20 protein-coding genes and 1 pseudogene are annotated in these 21,273 nt (G+C 74.8%); 17 read left to right on the forward strand and 4 right to left on the reverse strand.

What is annotated here, in order from left to right:
* Positions 1-6: 6 nt before the first annotated feature.
* Entirely contained in the window at positions 7-711 is a 705-nt protein-coding gene (locus ACWIX3_RS04410; protein WP_448610862.1) for a hypothetical protein, read from the reverse strand.
* 118 nt (positions 712-829) lie between these two features.
* On the opposite strand from ACWIX3_RS04410, the gene ACWIX3_RS04415 reads away from it, so the two are divergent.
* From ACWIX3_RS04415 to ACWIX3_RS04445, 7 genes are all read left to right on the forward strand, one after another.
* Positions 830-2,101 (forward strand): competence/damage-inducible protein A, encoded by a 1,272-nt coding sequence (locus ACWIX3_RS04415; RefSeq protein WP_448610863.1) that lies wholly within the window; start codon positions 830-832, stop codon positions 2,099-2,101.
* Between the two features lie 70 nt (positions 2,102-2,171).
* Positions 2,172-2,567, forward strand: coding sequence for an SRPBCC family protein (locus ACWIX3_RS04420; RefSeq protein WP_448610864.1), 396 nt, complete (start codon positions 2,172-2,174; stop codon positions 2,565-2,567).
* 341 nt (positions 2,568-2,908) lie between these two features.
* A complete protein-coding gene (locus ACWIX3_RS04425) occupies positions 2,909-3,334 on the forward strand; it encodes a hypothetical protein (protein ID WP_448610865.1) in 426 nt (141 codons plus the stop codon).
* Entirely contained in the window at positions 3,247-4,083 is an 837-nt protein-coding gene (locus ACWIX3_RS04430) for a DUF222 domain-containing protein (RefSeq protein WP_448610866.1), read from the forward strand. Before ACWIX3_RS04425 ends, ACWIX3_RS04430 begins: the two co-directional genes overlap by 88 nt.
* Before the next feature lies 1 nt (position 4,084).
* Positions 4,085-5,155 (forward strand): hypothetical protein, encoded by a 1,071-nt coding sequence (locus tag ACWIX3_RS04435; RefSeq protein ID WP_448610867.1) that lies wholly within the window; start codon positions 4,085-4,087, stop codon positions 5,153-5,155.
* Between the two features lie 398 nt (positions 5,156-5,553).
* Positions 5,554-5,724, forward strand: a complete 171-nt coding sequence (locus ACWIX3_RS04440) for a hypothetical protein (RefSeq protein ID WP_448610868.1) — start codon at positions 5,554-5,556, stop codon at positions 5,722-5,724.
* Positions 5,725-5,979: 255 nt separating this feature from the next.
* Complete coding sequence (locus ACWIX3_RS04445; protein WP_448610869.1) at positions 5,980-6,141, forward strand: hypothetical protein; 162 nt, start codon at positions 5,980-5,982, stop codon at positions 6,139-6,141.
* Between the two features lie 19 nt (positions 6,142-6,160).
* Here the strand turns inward: ACWIX3_RS04445 and ACWIX3_RS04450 are convergent, their stop codons facing one another.
* A complete protein-coding gene (locus tag ACWIX3_RS04450) occupies positions 6,161-7,630 on the reverse strand; it encodes a recombinase family protein (protein ID WP_448612437.1) in 1,470 nt (489 codons plus the stop codon).
* On the opposite strand from ACWIX3_RS04450, the pseudogene ACWIX3_RS04455 reads away from it, so the two are divergent.
* From ACWIX3_RS04455 to ACWIX3_RS04495, 9 genes and pseudogenes are all read left to right on the forward strand, one after another.
* Positions 7,577-7,744: pseudogene (locus ACWIX3_RS04455) on the forward strand (endonuclease); the annotation flags it as partial. The gene ACWIX3_RS04450 and the pseudogene ACWIX3_RS04455 overlap by 54 nt on opposite strands.
* Before the next feature lie 306 nt (positions 7,745-8,050).
* The gene (locus tag ACWIX3_RS04460) at positions 8,051-9,685 is read left to right on the forward strand and encodes an acyl-CoA dehydrogenase family protein (RefSeq protein ID WP_448610870.1); all 1,635 of its coding nucleotides are present in this window, start codon (positions 8,051-8,053) and stop codon (positions 9,683-9,685) included.
* A 129-nt stretch (positions 9,686-9,814) separates the two neighbouring features.
* Entirely contained in the window at positions 9,815-11,914 is a 2,100-nt protein-coding gene (locus ACWIX3_RS04465) for a putative bifunctional diguanylate cyclase/phosphodiesterase (protein WP_448610871.1), read from the forward strand.
* A 125-nt stretch (positions 11,915-12,039) separates the two neighbouring features.
* Entirely contained in the window at positions 12,040-12,726 is a 687-nt protein-coding gene (locus tag ACWIX3_RS04470; RefSeq protein WP_448610872.1) for an NYN domain-containing protein, read from the forward strand.
* A 5-nt stretch (positions 12,727-12,731) separates the two neighbouring features.
* The gene (locus ACWIX3_RS04475; RefSeq protein ID WP_448610873.1) at positions 12,732-14,249 is read left to right on the forward strand and encodes a phospholipase D-like domain-containing protein; all 1,518 of its coding nucleotides are present in this window, start codon (positions 12,732-12,734) and stop codon (positions 14,247-14,249) included.
* Between the two features lie 62 nt (positions 14,250-14,311).
* Entirely contained in the window at positions 14,312-14,548 is a 237-nt protein-coding gene (locus ACWIX3_RS04480) for a hypothetical protein (protein WP_448610874.1), read from the forward strand.
* Positions 14,549-14,844: 296 nt separating this feature from the next.
* A complete protein-coding gene (locus ACWIX3_RS04485; RefSeq protein WP_448612438.1) occupies positions 14,845-15,486 on the forward strand; it encodes a flagellar brake protein in 642 nt (213 codons plus the stop codon).
* A 30-nt stretch (positions 15,487-15,516) separates the two neighbouring features.
* Positions 15,517-17,214: an ABC transporter gene (locus ACWIX3_RS04490; RefSeq protein ID WP_448610875.1), complete on the forward strand. Its 1,698-nt coding sequence runs from the start codon at positions 15,517-15,519 to the stop codon at positions 17,212-17,214.
* Positions 17,211-18,827 (forward strand): GTPase, encoded by a 1,617-nt coding sequence (locus ACWIX3_RS04495; protein ID WP_448610876.1) that lies wholly within the window; start codon positions 17,211-17,213, stop codon positions 18,825-18,827. The genes ACWIX3_RS04490 and ACWIX3_RS04495 overlap by 4 nt, the downstream gene beginning before the upstream one ends.
* 135 nt (positions 18,828-18,962) lie before the next feature.
* Here the strand turns inward: ACWIX3_RS04495 and ACWIX3_RS04500 are convergent, their stop codons facing one another.
* Positions 18,963-19,466, reverse strand: a complete 504-nt coding sequence (locus tag ACWIX3_RS04500; RefSeq protein WP_448610877.1) for an ATP-binding protein — start codon at positions 19,464-19,466, stop codon at positions 18,963-18,965.
* Between the two features lie 154 nt (positions 19,467-19,620).
* Between ACWIX3_RS04500 and ACWIX3_RS04505 the strand changes: the two genes are divergently transcribed.
* Positions 19,621-20,307 (forward strand): GAF and ANTAR domain-containing protein, encoded by a 687-nt coding sequence (locus tag ACWIX3_RS04505; protein WP_448610878.1) that lies wholly within the window; start codon positions 19,621-19,623, stop codon positions 20,305-20,307.
* On the opposite strand, the gene ACWIX3_RS04510 is transcribed toward ACWIX3_RS04505, so the two are convergent.
* A complete protein-coding gene (locus ACWIX3_RS04510) occupies positions 20,304-21,260 on the reverse strand; it encodes a nucleoside hydrolase (protein WP_448610879.1) in 957 nt (318 codons plus the stop codon). The two genes, ACWIX3_RS04505 and ACWIX3_RS04510, sit on opposite strands and share 4 nt — an antisense overlap.
* Positions 21,261-21,273 lie beyond the last annotated feature (13 nt).

The following is a 21,273-nucleotide window of genomic DNA, read 5'->3' on the forward strand; positions in this document are numbered from 1 at the left end:
GCCGTGTCAGCCCCGGCTGCGGCCGGGGGCGATCCAGAGCGCGGCACCCAGGGCGGCGAGCGCGCCGGTCAGGACGAAGCCGCGGTCGCTGTCGACGCGTGGCAGCACGACGAGCACCCAGAACACGGCCAGGCCGGTCAGCCCCGCGGCTGCGGCCTTCCACGCGGCGTCGGGGTGCTGCCGGGCCGCGGGGACGACGCGACCGGCGAACGGCAGCGCCCCGACGAGCACGGCCAGGGTCGCGAAGACCGACCACAGCGTCACGGTCGTCCACAGCCGCACCTCGCCGAAGCCCAGGCCGAGACCCAGCTGGAGCAGCAGCAGGGACAGCGCGGTCAGACCGGTGCCGATGCGCACGGCGCGCTCCTGCGGGGACCGTCCGGTGCCGGGGGTGCGGGGAGGACGGGGGGTGCGGGGCGCGCGCGGCGTCCGGCTCCGGCGGGAGCGCTCCTCGGCGGAGAGCGGCCGGCCGAGGGAGGAGGCCCCGGTGCCGGCGGCCGGCGGCACCGTTCCGTGGCCGAGCGGTCCGGGCCACGAGCCGACCGGGCCGGTCGGCTGGATCCCGCCGGGCAGCGGCTCGGCGTCCACCCGCGGGAACTGGTGCGTGCCGGCGGCGGTCGCACCGCCGGGAGCTAACGTGGTCCCGTGCGTGCCCGGGTCGGTCGGGTCGCGCGGCGCTGGCGGCTCGGGGCTGGGACTCGGGTGGGTCACGGTTCCTCCTCGGGACGCGGGCGCGCGCCGGACCGGTTCGTCCCGCACGCTAGCGGCGGGGCGGCCGGGTGCCCGGCAGGAAACGCGGGCGGGCGGACAGCTCACTAGGGTCGGCCGGGTGGCCGTGCGCGCAGGGATCGTCGTCACCGGGACCGAGGTCCTCACCGGCCGGGTGGAGGACCGCAACGGCCCGTGGGTGGCCGAGCAGCTGCGGCAGCTGGGGGTGGACGTCGGCGCGGTGGTCGTCGTCGGCGACCGGCCCGAGGACCTGCGCTCCGCGTTGCGCTTCCTCGCCGGCGAGGACGTCGTCCTCACCACCGGTGGTCTCGGCCCGACCGCCGACGACCTGACCGCGCAGATGGTCGGCGAGGTGCAGGGCCGGCCGTCGTCGGTCGACCCCGAGCTGGAGCGGCAGATCGCCGGCATCGTCGAGGGACTCATGGACGGCCGCGGCTGGCGCGCCGATCCGGAGGCGACGGCGGCGGGCGTCCGCAAGCAGGCGCTCGTGCCGGAGGGGGCGACCGTGCTGCCGCCGGTCGGGACGGCGCCGGGTCTCGTCGTCCCCCCGGCGGAGGGGCGGGACGGGCCGGTGGTCGTCGTCCTGCCCGGGCCGCCGTCGGAGCTGCAGGGGATGTGGCCGGCGGCGCTGGCCGCCGAGCCGGTGCAGCGGGCGCTGGCCGGGCGCAGCGAGCTGCGCCAGGAGACGCTGCGGCTGTGGGGGACGCTCGAGTCGCAGCTCGCGGCGACGCTGCGGCAGCACGAGTTCCCCGCCCTGGAGGTCACCACCTGCTTGCGGGACGGCGAGCTGGAGATCGTCACCCGCTACGGCCCGGAGGCGCAGCCGGAGTACGACCGGCTGGTCGAGGAGGTGCGCGGGGCGCACGGGCCGCAGCTGTTCTCGACCGGCCCGACGGTCGACGACCTGGTGGCCTCCGCGTTCGCCGACGGCGGGCTGACCGTGGCGACGGCGGAGTCGTGCACCAGCGGGCTGCTGGTGGCGCGGCTGACCGAGCGGGCCGGGTCCTCGGCGTGGGTGCTCGGCGGGGTGGCGTCGTACGCGAACTCGGCCAAGCAGGGGCTGGTCGGCGTCCCGTCGGACGTGCTGGCGTCGTACGGCGCGGTGAGCACGCAGGTCGCTGCAGCGCTGGCCGAGGGGGCGCGGGAGCGGTTCGGAGCGGACGTCGGCGTCGGCATCACCGGGATCGCCGGCCCCGGCGGGGGCTCCCCGGGGAAGCCGGTCGGGACCGTGCACCTGTGTGCCGTCGGTCCCGACGGACGCCAGGCTCGCTCGGTCGTGCTCCCCGGCTCGCGGTCGGCGGTGCGGCACCGGTCGGTCTCCCTGGCGATGCACATGCTGCGCCAGCTCCTGCTCGGCGGCCCGCCGGCCTGATGGAGCTGCTGGCGCCGCCCGCGCGGCAGCTGGGGAGGCCGCGCTCCCCGGCTCCGGGCACCCTGGCGTCGTGACCACGCTGACCCTGCACGCGACCGGGCCCGTGGCGCCGGCCGAGGCCTGGGAGCGGTACGCCCTCCCCGCGCGGTGGCCGCAGTGGGCGCCGCAGATCACCGGGGTGGATCTGCCGGTGGCGCGTCTGACGGCCGGCGCGCGTGGGCGGGTCCGCGGACCGCTGGGGGTGACGCTGCCGTTCGTCGTCGAGACGGTGGACGAGGCGGCCCGGCAGTGGTCGTGGACGGTGTCGCTCGGGCCGGTGCGGCTGCACCTGCTGCACTGGGTGACCGACGGGCCGGACGGCGGCAGCACGACGGGGCTGCGGATCTCCGGGCCGGCGCCGCTGGTCGTCGGCTACGCGCCGCTGGCCCAGCTGGCGATCGGCCGACTGGTCCGCCCGCTGCGCTGAGCCGGCCGCTCGTGGACCGGCACGGGGACGCCGGACGGCCGCACGTGCTCGCGGTGGACGCGGAAGCCGAGCCGGGGTGGCCGGCGCCCGGCTGGCTGCGTTGTCGGGGTGGATGACCTCGGTCAGGCGGCGCGGGCCGAGCTCGCGGAACGCGACGTCGAGCCAGGCTCGCGTGACCTCCATGGCGAGGTCGTGTCCCTGCGCGTTCTGCCCTGCCCTGCGGCCGCTGGCACAGGGTCCGCCGGATCTGTGAACAGGCTTCTGACCTGGAGAAGCGATCTGCCTGGGGGTGTCGGATCGGCTAGACCCCGAACGTCTGATCGAATCGGCGGGGAGGTGTCGTGGAGCAGCTGATCGCCGCCCTCGACGCCCTGGCCGCGGAGGACCTGACGCCGTCGTTCGGTCCGGCGCTGCTGGAGCGGCTGGGTCCGCTGCCGGTGGCGCAGAACCGGATCGCCGCGGAGGTGGCCCGCACGGTGCGCGAGGCCGAGGTCTCCGGGGCCGCGGAGGTCGACGGGCTGCAGACGATGGCCTCCCGGCTGCGCGGGCACGCGCACTGCTCGACCGCCGGGGCTGCGCGGGTGGTGCGCACCGGCCGCGCGCTGGAGTCTCTGCCCACCCTCGCCGAGGCCTTCACCGCCGGCACGTCACCGGTGAGCAGGCGGGCCTGGTGGCCCGCGTGGCCGAGCCCGAGCCGCTGGCCCGCGCCGCCGCGCAGGGCGTGGACCTGGCCGGGGTGGACACGGTCCTCGCCGACGTCGCGGTGACCCGCCCGTACACCGACACCGCCAGGGCGGTGCACCACTACCTCGACCGCCTGGACGCCGACGGGCCGGGACCCGACCCCACCGAGGGCCGCCGGCTGGTGCTCGCCGAGCACGCCGACGGGTCGATCACCGGCCGCTCCGACCTCGACGCGGTGGGCGGGCAGAGGCTGCAGGCGGCGCTGGAGTCCCTGGTGCAGGCCGGCCGCGGCGCCGGCGACGCGCGCAGCCGCGGCCTGCAGCGGGCCGACGCGCTGGTCCAGCTGTGCGACAACCAGTTGGCCGCCGGGCAGCTGCCGACGCTGCGCGGCCACAAGCCGCAAGTCATCGTCATCGTCGGCATCGAGGACCTGGTCGACCCCGGCACCGGGCGGGGTGCGGCCCGACTGGGGTCCGGCGCGCCGATCTCGGCGGCCCGCGCCCGCTGGCTTGCCTGCGACGGGCAGCTCACCCGCGTCGTGCTGGGCCCCGACGGCGTGCCGCTGGACCACGGCCGCGCCGTGCGGCTGTTCCCGCCGCACGTGCGGCGCGGTGGAGGTGCGCGATGGCGGCTGCGTGTTCCCCGGCTGCTCGGCGCCCATCTGGTGGTGCGATGTGCACCACCTGCTGGCCTGGATCGACGGCGGCGCCACCGACCTGGGCAACCTCGCTACATCCCAGTACATCCCCTTCGGATAGCCTGGATGGGTGCCCGTAAGCTTGCCTTCTGCACCAAGCGCGCTTTCGTTCGGCCTGGGTTGTTTCGTCTTTGAGATGGCTCCGCAACCCGAGGAACGGGAAGTCCTTCACGAGACGTGGCGCTCCAAAGTGGAGGAAGCACTTGGCAGGATTTCGAGCGTTGAGAAAGTCGAGGTCACCTTCGACGCTGCTCTCCTGAGGTCTGACCGGTGGACACTGAAACCCGCAGTCACCGACGGGCCTCCAGTGATGCAAAGATTTCAGCCGAACATTCCGGATGCGGAAGTCACCTTCGAGGTGGCAATTCCTCGACGACTTCATCCAGAGTTGCTAGATGGGGAAACCCACGCGTCCGAGCGCTTCCGCGTTGAGACAATCTACGACTATCACGGTCCGTGCACATTCGTCACTTGTCTCGACGGCGACGGCGACCGCGACGGGTCCCTGGCCGTGCGGCTGCTGTGGCGGTTTCTTAGGCAACAGATCCCGCGCGTCAGTGATGACATAGTATTCACGTTGCTAGGGCCTAGCCCCTTCCATGCATCCTTTCAACTGGAGCCGGGAGACACCAAGGGTCAGCCGGTCTCATGGGAAGTGGTTCGTCATGTCGGCTACTCGGACATACGAGTGCACTTCTCTGCGGAGCAGTTCTCAGACGCGCATCGAGCGTTCACTTATGTGCAATTCCGCTTAGCGCGTGAGCTTTCGCTTTTTTACTATCTGGTACGTATGCAGAACTGGGGCCGGGAATACTCCCGGCACCTGACCGCACGAACCTCCGCGTTGGTGTCCGACCATAATGCGACTGGATGGCGAGCCTCGATGCATCGCGTCTTTGGTTCGGCCGCAGAAGCCCGCAGCCTTGGCCTGGACGCGTTAGGCGCAAAATTGCTATTTGCCCATAACGAAGAGTACGCACTTGATTCGGTCACTAGAGTGTATGCGCAAAGCGATGCAGTGGGATGCTTGCGTAAATGGGTTGACGAAGTGTCGCCCACTACAGCGAGCCCGGAGCTAGAAACCACGCTCGAAGTGGTCCGCTTTGCGGAGGCTGGCCGCAGTAAAGAACTTGAAATCGCCATCCTCTCCGCCTCGACCTTGCTCGGCGGCATTGCGGGCGCAGCCGCGGCGATGATCGCGGGGTAGCAAGGTGAGCTGGTCAGGCGGTTCGGTCGACCGCTTGGCGGTGGGGGTTCGGGGCGTTCTTCCCCCGGACCCACAGCTGCCTGCTGCGGTCGTTCCACTTCGCGAACCGCAGCCGGTGCCTGAGTTGGGGACGGGTAGGGCGCTGCAGGCGCCCCTTGGGAAACCTGCGAATAGGTACCCCACCGCAGGTCAGGGCCACGTTGAATGACAACCCAGGTTCATGCCCGCAGCAAGGTACGTTCACGGCTGTGAGCCGCTCTCAGAGGCGCGCCGCTGAGCGGCGCGCGGCCAAGCACCGCCCGAGGCCGAGCCTGCGGGTCGAATCGCCGCCACCGGCGGCGCAGCCGCCGAGTGCGGCGAGAGTTAACCCTGCGCCGGTCGCTCCGACAGTCAGCGAGGTGGACGTGCTGGTTCGGCTGCGTCGGGCGGCCCAGCGGCGCGCCGCCGCCGAGCGGGAACTGGTGGATGCAATGCGGCAGGCCCGAGAGGCAGGGCTGTCGTTCGCGCGGATCGGCGGCGCGGTGGAGGTGTCGGCGCAGGCGGTGCGCCAACGGCTGCTGCGCGCCTGACCCGGGTTTGTCGGACCCCTCAGGCAGACTGGGCTGCGGCGCGGAAGAGTCGTCGGGTCACCCACTCGGGCCCGGTGGCGGGTAGGACCCCAATCCCCGTGTGCTGGGCCTCTACAGAGTCGAGTGGGCGGCAGCCTGCTGATGCCGGAGCAGGAAACAAGCCGAGGGCGTAGGCGCCGGGGTCGATCCCTACTGGATCGATGCCCGGGAGCGCGTCGTGCACTGCTGTTGTGTCCCCTCGCCTGGTCGGTCGCCGTGGCGACGCTGAGCCGCGAAGAGGTCGCCGCCTGGTTGGCGGCGTCGTGTGCCGAGCAGGGCGTGCCAGTGCGGGTGACCGATCCGCAGGTGCTGGGCAAGGTGGCGGCGCTGCTGGCGCCCGGCGGTGGCGGGCCCCGGAACCGCGCGAAGCGCGGGTAGGGGCCGCCCCGGCGGCGTCTCAGACCCGCCAGATCGCCCGTACTCGGCTCGGGTCCAGGGTCCGGGCGCCGGGCTGGCCGGGGGCGATCACGGCGTGATCGAGCACCGCGCCGACGATCGCCGCCTGCCGAGTCAGACTCAACTCGTCCCACCGCTGCCGCAGCTCGCCGCCGTGGCCGGGCAGCCCGGCCAGCGCGTCGGTGCCGGTGGCGGCGGTGAGCTGCCGCTGGCGCTCGCGCATCCGAGCCTCGATGGGTTCCCGGGCGGCGCGCCACTCCCGCGCGCTGATCTCCTGCTTGCCGAACATCACCGCCAGCTCGTCGAGCTGCTCGGAGTCGGTGGCCAGGCCCTCGCTGAGCTCGGCGGCTAGGGCATCCCCGCCACGGCCGGTGAGCACCTCGGCCAGCTCGGGGCTGTCCAGCCGCTGCATGACCGCCTCGGTCAACAGCTGCTCGAGCGGCTCGGCCACCACGGTCAGCCGCCCGCAGCCGCCGTGGTCGGGCCCGGACAGGCACACATAGCGGCGGCTGTTCTCGCGCGGTGAGGCGAACAGCTTGCCGCCGCAGCGGCCGCAGCGCAGCAACCCGGACAGCACATAGCGGCGCGGCGTCCGCCGCCCGGTGATGGTCTGCTCCGCCATCCGGGCCAGCACCCGGTCCCGCTCGGCGGGGCTGATGATCGGCTCCCAGGCGGCCGGGCCGATCACCTCACCGCGGTGCTCGCGCAGCCCGGCGATCCGCCCCGACCGCAGCAGGCCGCGCAGGGTGGGGCTGCGCCACTCCCCGCCGTTGACGGTGCGGATGCCCTCGGCGTCCAGCCACGTGCACAGCGAGCGCAGGCTCTCCCCGGCCACGTAGCGGGCCACCAGGGCCCGGATGACCGCCGCCTCGTCGGGGCGGACGGTCACCTTGTCCGGCTCGTAGCCGAACGGGCGCTGCGCGCCGCCGTGTGGCCGGCCCTCGGCGGCGAGCTGGTCGAGCTTGCGGCGCACCCGCCGGCTCTTGGCCGCTGACTCGTTCGCCGCCACCGCCGCCATGATCCTCCCGATCAGCAGGCCGTCCCCGGTGCCCAGGTCCATGTCCCCGGCCACGAACCGCACCTGCCGGACCCCGGCGGCGTCCACCGTGGCCACGAAGCTCTCCAGCTCCACCGGGCGGCGGCTCAGCCGGTCCACGTGATAGCAGATCACCGCGTCGCGCAGGCCCTCCGCAACGTCGGCCAACAGCTGCTGATACGCGGGGCGGGTCTTGCCGGAGTAGGCCGACAGGTCGTTGTCCACGTACTCCTGCGCCACCGGCCAGCCCAGCTGGTCGGCCAGGCGGCGGCAGTCCTCCACCTGGCGGGCCACGCCCAACGCGCGCCCTTCGGTATCGCTGCTGATCCGGGCGTACACCGCTGCGGCCCTTACCGTCGTCACAAGGGGGCAGACTAGTGAAGTGCCGTCAACGCCGCGCTGCTGTGCGAGCGGCACCACACCCAGGTCCACCACGGCTTCCAGGTCGCACGCCGGCCCGATGGTCGATGGCGCACCTGGCGGCCCGATGGCACCGAGATCCTGATCGGTCCCCACCGCACCGGGCCACCACTCATCACCGCAGCCTGACCCGACGGACGACCCCCGGCTGAAGCGCGTTCCACGTGGAACGCGCTTCAGCCGTGCGTGCGTGACCGGATCGGTCCGCACGAGCGTGTGCGGCAGCCCGAGGGCCGGGGGAACGGCGTCGGGAGCGGTGCCTGTCGTCGCTACCCGCGTGGCTCGACCTCGGTCCCGTCGGGTTCGGACTGCCCGCTCGAGTGCCGGAACCGGGTGGGCGCTGAGGGTCCCGCGAGGAACGAGGGGCTCAGCGCGGCAGGAGGACGGCACCTGGGGTCGGTGCGGGCCGGAGGAACGCGGTGTCATCCTTCGGCCATGGGCGTCACGCACGAGGTCACCAACCAGGTCCCGCCGCTCGCCGGGCACGACCCCGTCGCCGGCGACACCGCCCTGGCCGAGGCCTGCGTCCGGCACGCCGACGTCGCCACCCTCGACTCGCTCAAGGCGCTGGGTGCGCTGGCCGGCAGCGAGCAGGCCCAGGAGTGGGGCCGGCTGGCGAACGAGAACCCGCCCCATCTGCGCACCCACGACCGCTACGGCCACCGGATCGACGAGGTCGAGTTCCACCCCGCCTGGCACGACCTCATGCGCACCGCGGTCGAGCACGGCCTGGCGGGGGCTCCGTGGAACTCGACCGAGCCGCACGCGCACGTCCGCCGCGCCGTCGGCTACCTCGCCTGGACGCAGGTCGAGATGGGCCACGGCTGCCCGGTGACCATGACCTACGCCGCCGTCCCCGTGCTGCGCGCCGCCCCGGACCTCGCCGCCCGCTACGAGCCCGGCCTCACCGCGGCCTCCTACGAGTTCGGCCTCGCCGAGCCGGCCGGCAAGAGCGGCCTGGTCGCCGGCATGGGCATGACCGAGAAGCAGGGCGGCTCCGACGTCCGCGCCAACACCACCCGCGCGGTCCCGAACGCCGCCGGGCACAACGGGGACGGGACATTCGCGCTGACCGGCCACAAGTGGTTCACCAGCGCCCCGATGGGCGACCTGTTCCTCGTCCTCGCCCAGCTGCCCGAGGGGGTCTCCTGCTTCCTCGTCCCTCGCGTGCTGCCCGACGGCACCCGCAACGTCTTCCGGCTGCAGCGGCTCAAGGACAAGCTCGGCGACCGCGCCAACGCCTCGAGCGAGGTCGAGTTCGAGGGGACGACGGCCTGGCTGGTCGGCGAGCCCGGCCGCGGCGTGCCGACGATCATCGAGATGGTCAACACGACCCGGCTGGACTGCGTGCTGGGCTCGGCCGCCACCGTCCGCGCCGCCCTCACGCAGGCCATCCACCACGCCCGGCACCGTCGGGCCTTCGGTGCGCTGCTCGCCGACCAGCCGCTCATGCAGAACGTCCTCGCCGACCTGGCCGTGGAGAGCGAGGCCGCCACCGCGCTCGCCATCCGGCTGGCCGCCGCCGTCGACGCGGGCGAGTCCGACTTCCTCCGCCTCGCCGGGGCCGCCGCGAAGTTCTGGGTCTGCAAGCGCACCCCGACGGCCGTCGCCGAGGCACTCGAGGTGCTCGGCGGCAACGGTTACGTCGAGGAGTCCGGCATGCCCCGGCTCTACCGCCAGGCGCCGCTGAACAGCATCTGGGAGGGCTCGGGCAACGTCATCGCCCTCGACGTCCTCCGCGCGATGGGCCGCTCCTCGGCGTCCCTCGCCGCCGTCCGCGCCGAGATCGACCTGGCCCGCGGCGCAGACACCCGGCTCGACGCCGCCGTGGGCCGGCTCGACACCGAGCTCGCCGATCCTGAGCAGCTGCCCGTGCGGGCCCGCCGCATCGCCGGCCTGCTGGCCCTGTGCCTGCAGGCCTCGCTGCTCCTGCGGCACGCTCCCGCGGAGGTCGCCGACACCTTCTGTGCCACCCGGCTGGACGGCGACTGGGGCGCGGTCCTCGGCACCCTCCCGGGCGGGACGCCGATCCGCGCGATCGTCGAACGCGCCCGGGTCGCCCCTGTCTGATTTGCATCCGTGTGGTTACCCTCGGTCGTGCGTCGCGCGCCCGAGGCCGTCGTGGGGGGCGGTCGAGGGCTGCGGTCCCCGGGACGGGGACCCGACGCGAGTTCCGCAGGGGAGAGAGAGCGGGCAGGGGTGCACGGACACGTTCCAGCTGGGCACGTCGCTCCCGCCGACCCCTTCTCCTCGGTCACCGATGCCGTCTACCGGATCGACCGCAGGGGGCGGTTCACCTACCTGAACGCCGCCGCTGAGCGGCTGCTGGGCCGCCGGGCCGACGACACGATCGGCCGGTACGTGCTCGAGTGCTTCCCGGAGACGCTCGGCACGGTCATCGAGGACGAGTACCGGGCGGTGCTCACCGACGGCGGCTCCCGCGAGTTCGAGTACTTCTACGAGCCCTTCGGCCGCTGGTACGAGATCCGCGCCTTCGCCGACGCCGGCGGCCTCACCGCCTTCCTCCGCGACATCGACGAGCAGCGCCGCCTCGGGCAGGAGCGCGCCACGGAGCTGGAACAGCTCAGCGCCGTCCTGGAGGCGTTGCCGCCCGCCACGGTGCTCCTGGACGGCGACGGCCGCATCGTCTCGACCAACCGCCGGTGGCGCGAGGCGTCGGTGGCCATCGAGCGGGCGGGGTTGCGGGCCGGCAGGGTCGGCGACGACTACCTGCACGCCCTGTCCCAGCGCCTCACCACGGCGGACCACCAGGCCATCGCCGACGGGCTGGCGCAGCTGCGGGCTCCGGGTCGGGATGCCGCCGACCGCCAGTTCGTGCACGACTACCCCTACGCGATCGGTGCCGACCCGAGGTGGTTCCGGCTGCAGGCGGCCCCCGTCGGGACCTCGGGCCGGGTCGTCGTCGCCCTCACCGACATCACCGGGCGGGTGCGCGACCAGGAGGCTCTCGCCTGGCGGGCCAGCCACGACGACCTCACCGGGCTGCCGAACCGAGCCCGGCTGTTGCAGCTCATCGGCGAGGCGCTGGAGGACGGGGCGGGCCGGGCGGCACTGCTGTTCCTCGACCTCGACGGGTTCAAGACCGTCAACGACTCCCTCGGCCACGAGGTCGGGGACGAGCTGCTGCGGCAGGTCGGCGGCCGGCTCGCCGAGCAGGTCCGGCCGGGGGACGCCGTGGGTCGGCTGGGTGCCGACCAGTTCCTGGTCCTCGCCCGGGACTGCGACACCGCCGAGGCCGCGGCCCTGGCCTTCCGGCTGCAGGACTCCTTCTCCCGTCCCTTCCACGCCGAGGGCATCTCGGTGCCGCTGTCGGCCAGCATCGGCGTCGCCGCCGCGACGCCCGGCGCCGACCGGGCGCACCAGCTGCTCAGCGACGCCGACACCGCCGCCTTCGCCGCGAAGGGCTCCGGCCGGGACCGCGTGCACGTCTTCTCCCCCGGGCTGCGCGAGGCGGCGCGGTGGCGGCTGGAGGTCGCCAACCGGCTGCGGGACGGCGCTGTCGACCAGTTCGTCGTCCACTACCAGCCGCTCGTCCGCGTGGACACCGGGGAGATCGAGGGCGTGGAGGCGCTGCTGCGCTGGCAGCACCCCGAGCGCGGACTGCTCACGCCCGACGCCTTCCTCTCCGTCGCCGAGGAGACCGGTCAGCTCATCCCGATCACCCGGTGGCTGCTCGGCGAGACGACCCGGCAGGCCGCCGAGTGGGCCGACCAGGGGCTGCCGCTGCGGATGTCGGTCAACATCAGCGCCCGGCACTTCTCCGCCGAGACGCTGGTGCGCGACGTGCGGGTGGCGCTGCACGACTCCGGGCTGGCCCCGGAGAACCTGGTGCTCGAGCTGACGGAGACCAGCGTCGCCGAGGACCCCACCCGCGCCGAGGACCAGCTCGCCGTGCTCCAGAACTTCGGCGTACGGGTGGCGATCGACGACTTCGGGACCGGCTGGTCCTCCCTCGCCCAGCTGCTCGCGCTGCCCATCGGGACGCTCAAGATCGACCGCTCGCTGCTCAGCGCCGCCGCCAGGCTGGCCGCCAACGGCACCGGACCGGTGCTGGCCGCGATCGTCTCGCTGGCCCGCACGCTCGGGATCCGCTCGGTCGCCGAGGGCGTGGAGACCGCCGAGCACCTGCAGATGGTGCGCGACGCCGGCTGCGACCTCGCCCAGGGCTACCTCCTCGCCCACCCGATGCCGGCCTCCGACGTGATGCGGTGGGCGTCCCGGGTGCGAGCGGCAGGTGGTGACTCGTGCGCCTTCGCGCTGCAGACCCGCGGCTGCTGAGCGACCCGGCGCGGGCCCGCCGGCTGCGCCGCCGCACGCCGCGACGGGCCACGTCACCGGCCGGTCCACCACGCGCTGCTGGTGCGCCGTCCCCCGTTCCGCCCCCGGCCGGGCAGACTGCCCCCGTGACCGACCTGGACGCCGCCGCGGAGACTGCCGACACCGACGCGTTCGACGGGCGGGCACGCCCGGCGCTGGACCTGCTCATCTGGGACGCGCCGAACATCGACATGACCCTCTCGACGGTGATCGGCGCCCGCCCCACCGCGGCCTCACGCCCCCGCTTCGACGCGATCGCGGCCTGGTTCGTCGAGGGTGCCGGCGACGCCGGCGCACCCGACGCCCCCGAGGTCGAGGCCTGCGTCTTCGCCAACATCCCGCCGGTCGTGGGCACCCTGCAGCGCTGGGTCGAGGCGCTGCGCAGCTTCGGCTTCGCCGTCTTCGCCCGGCCCAAGCAGCAGCCCGACGACGACATCGACCAGGCGATGCTCGACCACATCGAGGTCCGGCAGCACAGTCACCGGCTGCGCCGGCTGGTCGTCTTCTCCGGCGACGGCCGCAACTTCGCCGAGCCGCTGGAGGAGCTGGCCCGCACCGGCACCCAGGTCACCGTCGTCGCGTTCAGCGAGGTCGCCGGCTACGCCATCGGCTCGGACCTGCTCGAGTTCATCGACATCGAGGACGTGCCGGGTGCCTTCGCCGCCCCGCTGGACCGGGTGCGCCTGGACGCGCTCCCGCCGGACGGCGCGTGGCTGCGGCCCACCCGCAGCCTGCGGGACTTCGTCAGCTCCTACGTCCGCCGCAACGGCTGACCGGGGTGGCCGACGGAGGTGCCGGGCCGGTCGCCACCGAGGACCTGCTGGTCCCCGGGGAGACCTGCTGGCGGATCGAGCGGGCCGATCGGCACGCCGTGTTCGTCGACGCCGCCGGCTACTTCGCTGCGCTGCGCGGCGCGGTGCTGCGCGCACGGCGACGGGTGCTGTTCATCGGCTGGGACTTCGACCCGCGGATCCGGATGGACCCGCGCGGGGCCGGCCGGCGCCACACCGGGCGACGCCGGCCGGACAAGCTGGGGCGGGTGCTGGAGGACGCCGTCCGCAGCAATCCGCAGCTGGAGATCGGCGTCCTGGTCTGGGACTACGGCGTCATCGGCGCGCTCGGCCGCGGCCTGGTGCCGGTGGTGCTGCTCGACCGGCGCACCTCCGACCGGCTGACGATGACGGTCGACACGCACCACCCGGTGGGCGGTGCCCACCACCAGAAGATCGTGGTCGTCGACGACTGCCTGGCCTTCGCCGGCGGGATCGACGTCACCGCCGACCGCTGGGACACCTCCGAGCACCTCGACCGCCACCCGCTGCGCCGCCGTCCCTCCTCGCACCGGCTCACCGGGCCCTGGCACGACGTGACCAGCCTCGTCTCCGGTCCGGCCGCCCGCGCGATCGGCGACCTGGCGCGGGAGCGGTGGGAGAGCGGTACCGGGCGGTCGCTGGAGCCGGTCGAGGACGTCGAGGCCTGCTGGCCGCCGGAGGTGGAGCCGCTGCTCACCGACGTGGACGTGGCCGTCTCCCGCACCCGCCCCGAGCACGGCGGCACGAGCCTGGTGCACGAGATCGAGCTGCTGTGGCTCGCCGTGATCGCCTCCGCCCGGCGCAGCGTCTACATCGAGAGCCAGTACTTCGCCAACCGCCGGATCGCCGAGGCCATCGCCGAGCGGCTGCGCGAACCCGAGGGCCCGGACTTCGTCGTCGTCAACCCCGAGAGCGCCGAGGGGTGGCTGCAGGAGAAGGCGATGGGCACCGCCCGCGCCAAACTGCTCGCGATGGTGCGGGAGGCCGACGTCCACGGCCGGTTCCAGCTCTACGTGCCGGTGACCGAGGGACGGCGGCCGATCTACGTGCACGCCAAGGTCACGGTGGTCGACGACCGGTTCCTGCGGATCGGCTCGTCCAACCTGAACAACCGGTCCATGGGGCTGGACACCGAGTGCGACGTCTCCATCGAGGTGCGCCCCGGCGACCCGCGCGCGGCCGAGAAGAGCGCCGCCGTCACCGGCCTGCGCGACCGGCTGCTGGGCGAGCACCTCGGCGTGCCCCCGTCCGCGGTCGCCGACGCGGTGGAGGCCTGCGGCGGCTCGCTGCTGCGGGCGGTGGAGAGCCTGCGCCGTCCGGTGGGCCGCTCCCTGGTGCCCTTCGCCCCGCCGGACCTCGGCCCGGTGGAGCAGGCGCTGGCCGACACCGAGCTGCTCGACGCCGAGCGGACGCCGAACCGGTGGCGGCGGGTGCGCCGCAGCTTCCGGCCGCGGGTGCCCGGCTCGAGAACCCGCCGCCGCTGACCGCCGGTGTCCGGCGGCCCCCGCCGGGGAAGGACCTGACCCTCGGACGACGAGGAGGGGTCATGGCGGTCTGCGAGGTCTGCGGCAACGACTACGACATGAGCTTCGAGGTGGTCGCCCAGGGGGCGCGGCACACCTTCGACAGCTTCGAGTGCGCGATCCACAAGATGGCGCCGATCTGCGAGCACTGCGGCGTGAAGGTCGTCGGCCACGGCGTCGTGGTCGACGGGCACTTCTACTGCTGTGCGCACTGCGCGCGGCACGAGCACGGGGACGCGCCGATCCGCGACTCCGCCTGAGGACAGCCGAGGGAGCATCGCAGCGAGCGCCGGCGAGCGAGGAGCGGACCGAGGCGCGGAGTCAGGCCAGGGGGATCCGCCTGAGGGAGGAACCGCCTCCCCCGCCACGCGCAGGCTCGCGGCGGGCCCTCCAGACGGGCCGCTGTCCTTCCCACCAGCGGGGCCCGGGAGGGGCCGGGCGGGGCCGCGCCCTCGACGGAACGGTCCGCACGCCGTACCGCTCAAGTCCTCGGCGGGGCTGCCGAAGCCCTACGGGTACGGACACGTGCGCAGGTGATCGGAGGGCGTCCTTGAGCGTGGCGGAGATCGGTGTGGCCGACGTGCGCCCGGACACCGACGTGGAGGTGCAGGTCACCGCCGTCCGTGGCGGCGCCACGGTGACCGCCCGCGTCGAGGGTGGCGACGCGTCCACGGTGCTGGTCCGGCCGTCGGTGAGCGAGTACGTCGACCAGGCGGTGGTCGCCGTCGGCGAGGAGGTCACCGTGCTGTGGCTGAGCGGTGACGGCGCGCGCGCCCTCCCCGCGGAGGTCGCCACGGTCCAGCGCGGCGCGGCGCCGCGCTGGCACCTGAGGGTCGTGGGCCCCACCGAGAACGTCCAGCGTCGCCAGGCCGTTCGGGCCCGGGTGTCGGTCCCGCTCACCGCGAGCTTCAACGGCGCGGCCCTGGCCGGCGAGATGCTCGACCTGAGCGAGGGCGGGGTCCGCGCCACCCTGGAGCCCCACGGCGTCACCCCGGCCCCCGGCAGCGTGGTCGGGGTCACGGTGCAGTTGGAGGACGGCCCGATCGCAGCGCGGGCGGAGGTCGTGCGCCAGCAGACGATCGACGCCCGGTGGGCCTTGTCGCTGCGGTTCCTCGACCTGCCCGAGAGGGAGCAGGACCGTCTGCGCAGGCGGGTGTTCCAGGCGATGCGCGAGGAGCGGGCCCGCCAGTCCGACTAGAAGCCGGACCAGCGGGATAGTCCCCTGGTCGTGACCGCCCCCGTTCGCCTGCCCGAGGCCCTGACGGCCCTGAGGGACGCCGTCGCGGCCGCCCCGCTCGGCCTGGCCACACCGGGCAGCGAGGCCGCCCGCCGAGCAGCCCGCGGGGTGGTCGAGCAGGTCGACGACTACCTGCTGCCCCGGCTCCGCGACCTCGACGCCCCGCTGCTCACCGTCGTCGGCGGTTCCACCGGCGCCGGCAAGTCCACGCTCGTCAACAGCATCGTCGGCGCCTCGGTCACGACCTCCGGCGTGCTGCGGCCGACCACGCGGGCGCCGGTGCTGGTCTGCGCCCGCGCCGACGTGGCCGCCTTCGAGGGCGACCGGGTGCTGCCGGGCCTGTCCCGCGTCACCGGCGGGGCCGGCGGCCCCGGCACGCTGCAGCTGGTACCTCGGGACGACGTCCCGCCCGGTCTCGCGCTGCTCGACGCACCGGACGTCGACTCGGTCGTGGAGTCCAACCGCGAGCTGGCCGCGCAGCTGCTCGCCGCCGCCGACCTGTGGGTCTTCGTCACCACCGCGGCCCGCTACGCCGACGCCGTCCCGTGGGACGTGCTGCGGACGGCGCAGGAGCGCGGCACCGCGCTGGCCGTCGTCCTGGACCGGGTGCCGCCGGGCGCCGCCGGCGAGATCGCCCCCGACCTCGCCGGGATGCTCGACCGTGCCGGGCTGGCCGGGGTGCGGCTGTTCGTCGTGGAGGAGCGTCCGCTGGTCGACGGGTTCCTCCCCGGGGACCAGGTCGCCCCGCTGCGCGAGTGGCTGCACGCGCTCGCGGCCGACCAGGAGCAGCGCGCCGCCGTCGTCCGGCAGACCCTCACCGGCGCGCTGGCCAGCCTCGAGGACCGGGTGGCCGGCATCGCCGCCGAGGTCGAGCAGCAGGCGCAGGCCGCCACCGCGCTGCGCGAGGCCGCCGCCGCGGCCTACACCGCCGCCTACGAGGGCATCGACGAGGGCGTCCGCAGTGGCAGCCTGCTGCGCGGCGAGGTGCTGGCCCGCTGGCAGGAGTTCGTGGGCACCGGCGAGTGGATGCGCTCGCTGCAGAGCTCGATCGGCCGGTTCCGCGACCGGGTCACCGCCGCACTCACCGGCCGGCCCTCGCCCGCGGCCGAGCTGCAGGGCGCCCTGGAGACCAGCGTGGAGACGCTGCTGCGCGCCGAGGCCGACCGCGCCGCCGAGCGCACCGTCACCACCTGGCGCGCGCTGCCCGGCGGCCCGCCGCTGCTCGCCGCCGCCGACAGCGACCTCGACCGGGTCTCGCCGGACTTCCCCGAGGCCGCCGCCGCGCAGGTGCGCGACTGGCAGGGCTACGTGCTCGACCTCGTCCGTGAGGAGGGCGCGGGCAAGCGCACCCAGGCCCGGGTGCTCTCCTGGGGCGTCAACGGCGCCGGCGCCGCGGTCATGGTCGCCGTCTTCGCGCACACCGGTGGGCTCTCCGGTGGGGAGGTGGCGGTCGCCGGCGGGACGACGGCCCTCGGCCAGCGCGTGCTCGAGGCCGTCTTCGGCGACGCCGCCGTCCGCTCCCTGGCCGCTCGGGCCCGGGAGGACCTGCAGGCGCGCGCCGACGCGCTGCTGCGCTACGAGCAGGGCCGGTTCGACGCGCTCGTCGACGCGGCCGGGCCGGGGCCCGAGGCCGCTGACGGGCTGCGCGCCGCCGCGACCGCGCTGACCGCGGCGCGGGACCGGGCATGAGGGGACGGACGCCACCGCTGGCCGACCGGCTGGCGGCGCTGCGCGAGGCGGTCGAGGTGGCCGACGGCCGCCTCGAGGTGCCCGAGCTCGCCCAGGCCCGGACGCTGCTGGCCAAGGCGGGCGCCCGCGAGGCGCTCGGCGACGCCACCGTCGTGGCCCTGGCCGGCGCCACCGGCAGCGGCAAGTCCACGCTGTTCAACGCGTTGTCGGGCAGCGAGGTGAGCACCCCCGGCGTCCGCAGGCCGACCACCGGCGTCGCGCACGCCACCGTCTGGGGCGGCAACGACGACCCCACCCACCCGACCGACCGGCTGCTCGACTGGCTGCAGGTGCCGCGCAGGCACCGGCACGCCCCCGAGCCGGCACTCGACGGCCTGGTGCTGCTCGACCTGCCCGACCACGACAGCGTGCGGCTCGAGCACCGGCTGGAGGTCGACCGGCTGGTGCAGCTGGTCGACGTGCTGGTGTGGGTGCTCGACCCGGAGAAGTACGCCGACGCCGCCGTCCACGAGCGCTACCTGGTACCGCTGGCCGGGCACGCGGGCGTGCTGCTCGTCGTCCTCAACCAGGTCGACCGGCTCGACGCCGCGGCCGCGCGGGCCTGCCTGACCGATCTCCGCCGGCTGCTCGACCAGGAGGGCCTGGCGGACACACCGCTGCTCGCGGTCTCCGCGCGCGTCGGCACCGGCCTCGGGGAGCTGCGCGCCGACCTGGCGCGGCGGGTGTCCGCCCGGCGGGCGGCGACCGACCGGCTCAGCGCCGACGTCCGCGGGGTCGCGATGTCGCTGGCGGCGCACTGTGCCGCCGGGTCCCCCGCCCGCCCCGGCGGGGGCGGCGTCAGCCGGGCCGAGCGGGATCAGCTGACCGACGCGCTGGCCGAGGCCGCCGGGGTGCCCGCGGTGACCGCGGCCGTCGAGCGCTCCGTGCGCCGCAGCGGGACGGCAGCCACCGGCTGGCCGCTGGTGCGCTGGACCCGGAAGCTGCGGCCCGACCCGCTCGAGCGGCTGCACCTGGGGCAGGGCGAGGGTGAGGTCGTGGCCCGGACGTCGCTGCCCGCCGCCGGTGCGGTGCAGCGGGCCGGGGTGACGCGGGCGGTGCGCGCGGCGCGCGAGGCCGCCGGCGACGGGCTGCCCCAGGCCTGGCGCGACGAGCTGCGGCGGACCGTCGAGGTGTCGGAGGAGCACCTGGCCGACCGGCTCGACCGGGCCGTCGCCGGCACCGACCTCGGCCCGCAGCGGACCCCGCTGTGGCAGCGGGCGGTGGGCGCGCTGCAGTGGCTGCTCACCCTGGTCGCGCTCGCGGGGGCGCTGTGGCTGCTGGCCCTGGTCGTCCTCGGGTTCTTCCAGCTCGACGACGTCGTCCCGCTGCCCCGGGTCGAGGGCCTGCCGCTGCCCACGCTGCTGCTGGTAGGCGGGTTGCTGGCCGGGGCGCTGCTGGCACTGGTGGCCCGGCCGCTGGTCGGACTGCGCGCGCGACGCCGGGCGCGGCGGGCCGAGCAGCGGCTGTACGCGGCGGTGGACGTCGTCGCGCAGGAGGAGGTGCTCGCCCCGATGGCCGAGGTCCGCGAGGACCACGCCCGCTACTGCGCCTCGGTGACCAGAGCACGGAAATAGTGGGGAGGGTGGGTCGCCCTGCGAGGCGGCGCGAGGAGTGGGGGCCGGAGGCTCCCGCGATCGAGTGCCAGGACGGGCTCGTCGCGACCGGGGGGAGCACGTGGCCGCGGTGCCGGCCGGAGGCCGACGGATCGCTCAGTCGCGGTGGGGGGACTGCTCCCCGGCCCGCGGCTCGGGAACGCGGTCGTGGCCCTGCTCGAGCGGCTGCAGGCCGTTGGGCAGCAGGGCCCAGACGTGCTTGCGGCCCGGGCGGCTCTCCCAGCCGTAGCGGGTGGACAGCTGCGCGACCAGGTGCAGGCCCATGCCGCCCAGCGCCGGGTCGCGGTCGACGGCGGGGACGGGCGGCCGGTCGGGCGCCTCGTCGCTGAGGTCGAGCAGCCAGCCGTCGGTGCCCGCGACGACCAGCGCGCGCACCGCGCCGCCACCGTGCCGCAGGGCGTTGGAGGCCAGCTCCTCGAAGACCAGCAGCAGGCCGTCGCGCGCGTCGTCGGTGGACGTCGAGCAGACCGACGGGTGGGCGATGCGGGCCCGCAGGTCGGCCCGGACGCGGGAGACGACGTGCATGGCCTCGAGCTGCCAGTGCCACACGTCGCCCGCGAGGGACGGCACGGGTGCGTGCGGCCACGGCTCCTGGCCCAAGGCAACCTCCTCCGCCGTCGGGTGGGCGATGGGACCGGGGTGGACCCACGGCCGACCCTCGACTCCATCCTGACCGACAGGCCCGTTTCGTGCAGCGGCGGCCCCCGGGGGCTCGGGGCGGCCCCGGACGGCCGGGTCAGGGGAGACTGTCGCCGTGGAGGAGTTGTGGCGCGACCTCAGTCGGGTGGCACTGGGCGACCGACCCCTGGACGAGGTCCTCGGGGAGGTCACCGGCATCGCCGCCCGCAGCGTCCCCGGCGCGGAGTCCACCTCGGTCACCCTCATCCGCGGCGACAAGGCGTTCACCGCGGCGCACACCGGCGACATGGCGCTGGCCGCCGACGAGCTGCAGTACGAGCGCGGCTACGGCCCCTGCATGGACGCCGGTCGCGCCGGTGTCGTCATCCGGATCGACGACATGCGCACCGAGCGCCGCTACTCGGACTACACCGCCCGTGTGGTCGAGCTCGGCGTCCGCAGCTCGCTGTCCATGCCGCTGCCCTACCAGGGCTCCTCCATCGGTGCGCTCAACGTGTACTCCCCCGACCCCGGGGCCTTCGCGGCGGTGGAGTCGGAGCAGGCGGCGACGGCGGTGGCCGAAGCGGTCGCGGTCGCGGTCGCCAACGCCGATGCGCACGACCGACTGGCCGAGCACGCCCGGAACATGCGGCTGGCGATGGAGTCGCGCGCGGAGATCGAGCAGGCCAAGGGCGTGTTGATGGCACAGCAGGGGCTGGACGCCGAGCAGGCGTTCGAGGTCCTCCGGGAGGCCTCGCAGCGCTACAACCGCAAGCTGCGGGACATCGCCCGCGGCATCGTCGAGAGCACCCGCAGGCGTTAGACCGACCGGGCCAACGCCGCCAGCCGGCTGACCAGGAACTCCACCGCCGCAGCGCTGTCCACCGTCTCGGCCACCTCCACCGCGGTCGGCGACCCGGAGACCGTGCGCCGGTCGACCAGCGTCTGCCCGCGGCCGGCGCCCAGGGTGGTGTCGACAACGACGTCCCGCCGCACGGTGCCCAGCGTGCCCGGCACGATCGCCTCGGTCAGCGCCAGCGCGTCGTGCAGCACGACGCCGCTCGTGCCGTAGCTGCTGCGGGCGTGGTCGACGTACTGCTGCAGGATCGCCGCCGCGGTCCGCCCGACCGGCCCGGCCGCGGCGAACCGGGCGATCCCCGCGTCGTCCAGCACGGTGGGCAGCGTGACGTCCAGGCCGACCAGCACGGTGGGGACGCCGGAGCCGAGCACCCGCTGGGCGGCCTCCGGATCGGCCCACACGTTGAACTCCGCGGCCGCGGTGACGTTGCCGCCGCGTCCTGCCGAGCCGCCCATGAGCACCAGCCGGCCGATCCGCTCGGCGGCCTCGGGGTAGGTGGCCAGCAGCAGCGCGACGTTCGTCCACGGGCCGATCGCGGCCACCGTCACCGGTGCCTCCGCGGCCAGCAGCACCTCGGCCATCGCGACCACCGCCGGGCGCGGGTCCAGGGCGGCCGGCGAGGGCTCCAGCTGGACGCCGCCCAGGCCGGTCGCGCCGTGCACGTGGCCGGCCCGTTCGGGCTGCCGGTAGACCAGCGAGTCGCGGGCGCCGGCGGCCACCGGTACGTCGGAGCGCCCGGCCAGGTGCAGCACCCGCTGCGCGTTGTCGGTCGTCCGGGCCAGCTCGACGTTGCCGTGCACCGTGGTGACCAGGCGCAGGTCGACCTCCGGGCTGGCCAGCGCCAGCAGGATCGCCAGGGCGTCGTCGATGCCGGGATCGGTGTCGATCACCAGGGGTCGCGGTGGGGAGGGAGCCACGGGACCCGATCCT

The organism is Geodermatophilus sp. URMC 60 (assembly GCF_053502585.1).

Excerpts from the sequence above, each read along its gene's own strand:
- ACWIX3_RS04435 (WP_448610867.1), top strand. The coding sequence starts at position 4,085 with ATGGCTCCGCAACCCGAGGAACGGGAAGTCCTTCACGAGACGTGGCGC.
- ACWIX3_RS04495 (WP_448610876.1), top strand. The coding sequence starts at position 17,211 with ATGAGGGGACGGACGCCACCGCTGGCCGACCGGCTGGCGGCGCTGCGC.
- ACWIX3_RS04480 (WP_448610874.1), top strand. The coding sequence starts at position 14,312 with ATGGCGGTCTGCGAGGTCTGCGGCAACGACTACGACATGAGCTTCGAG.
- ACWIX3_RS04460 (WP_448610870.1), top strand. The coding sequence starts at position 8,051 with ATGGGCGTCACGCACGAGGTCACCAACCAGGTCCCGCCGCTCGCCGGG.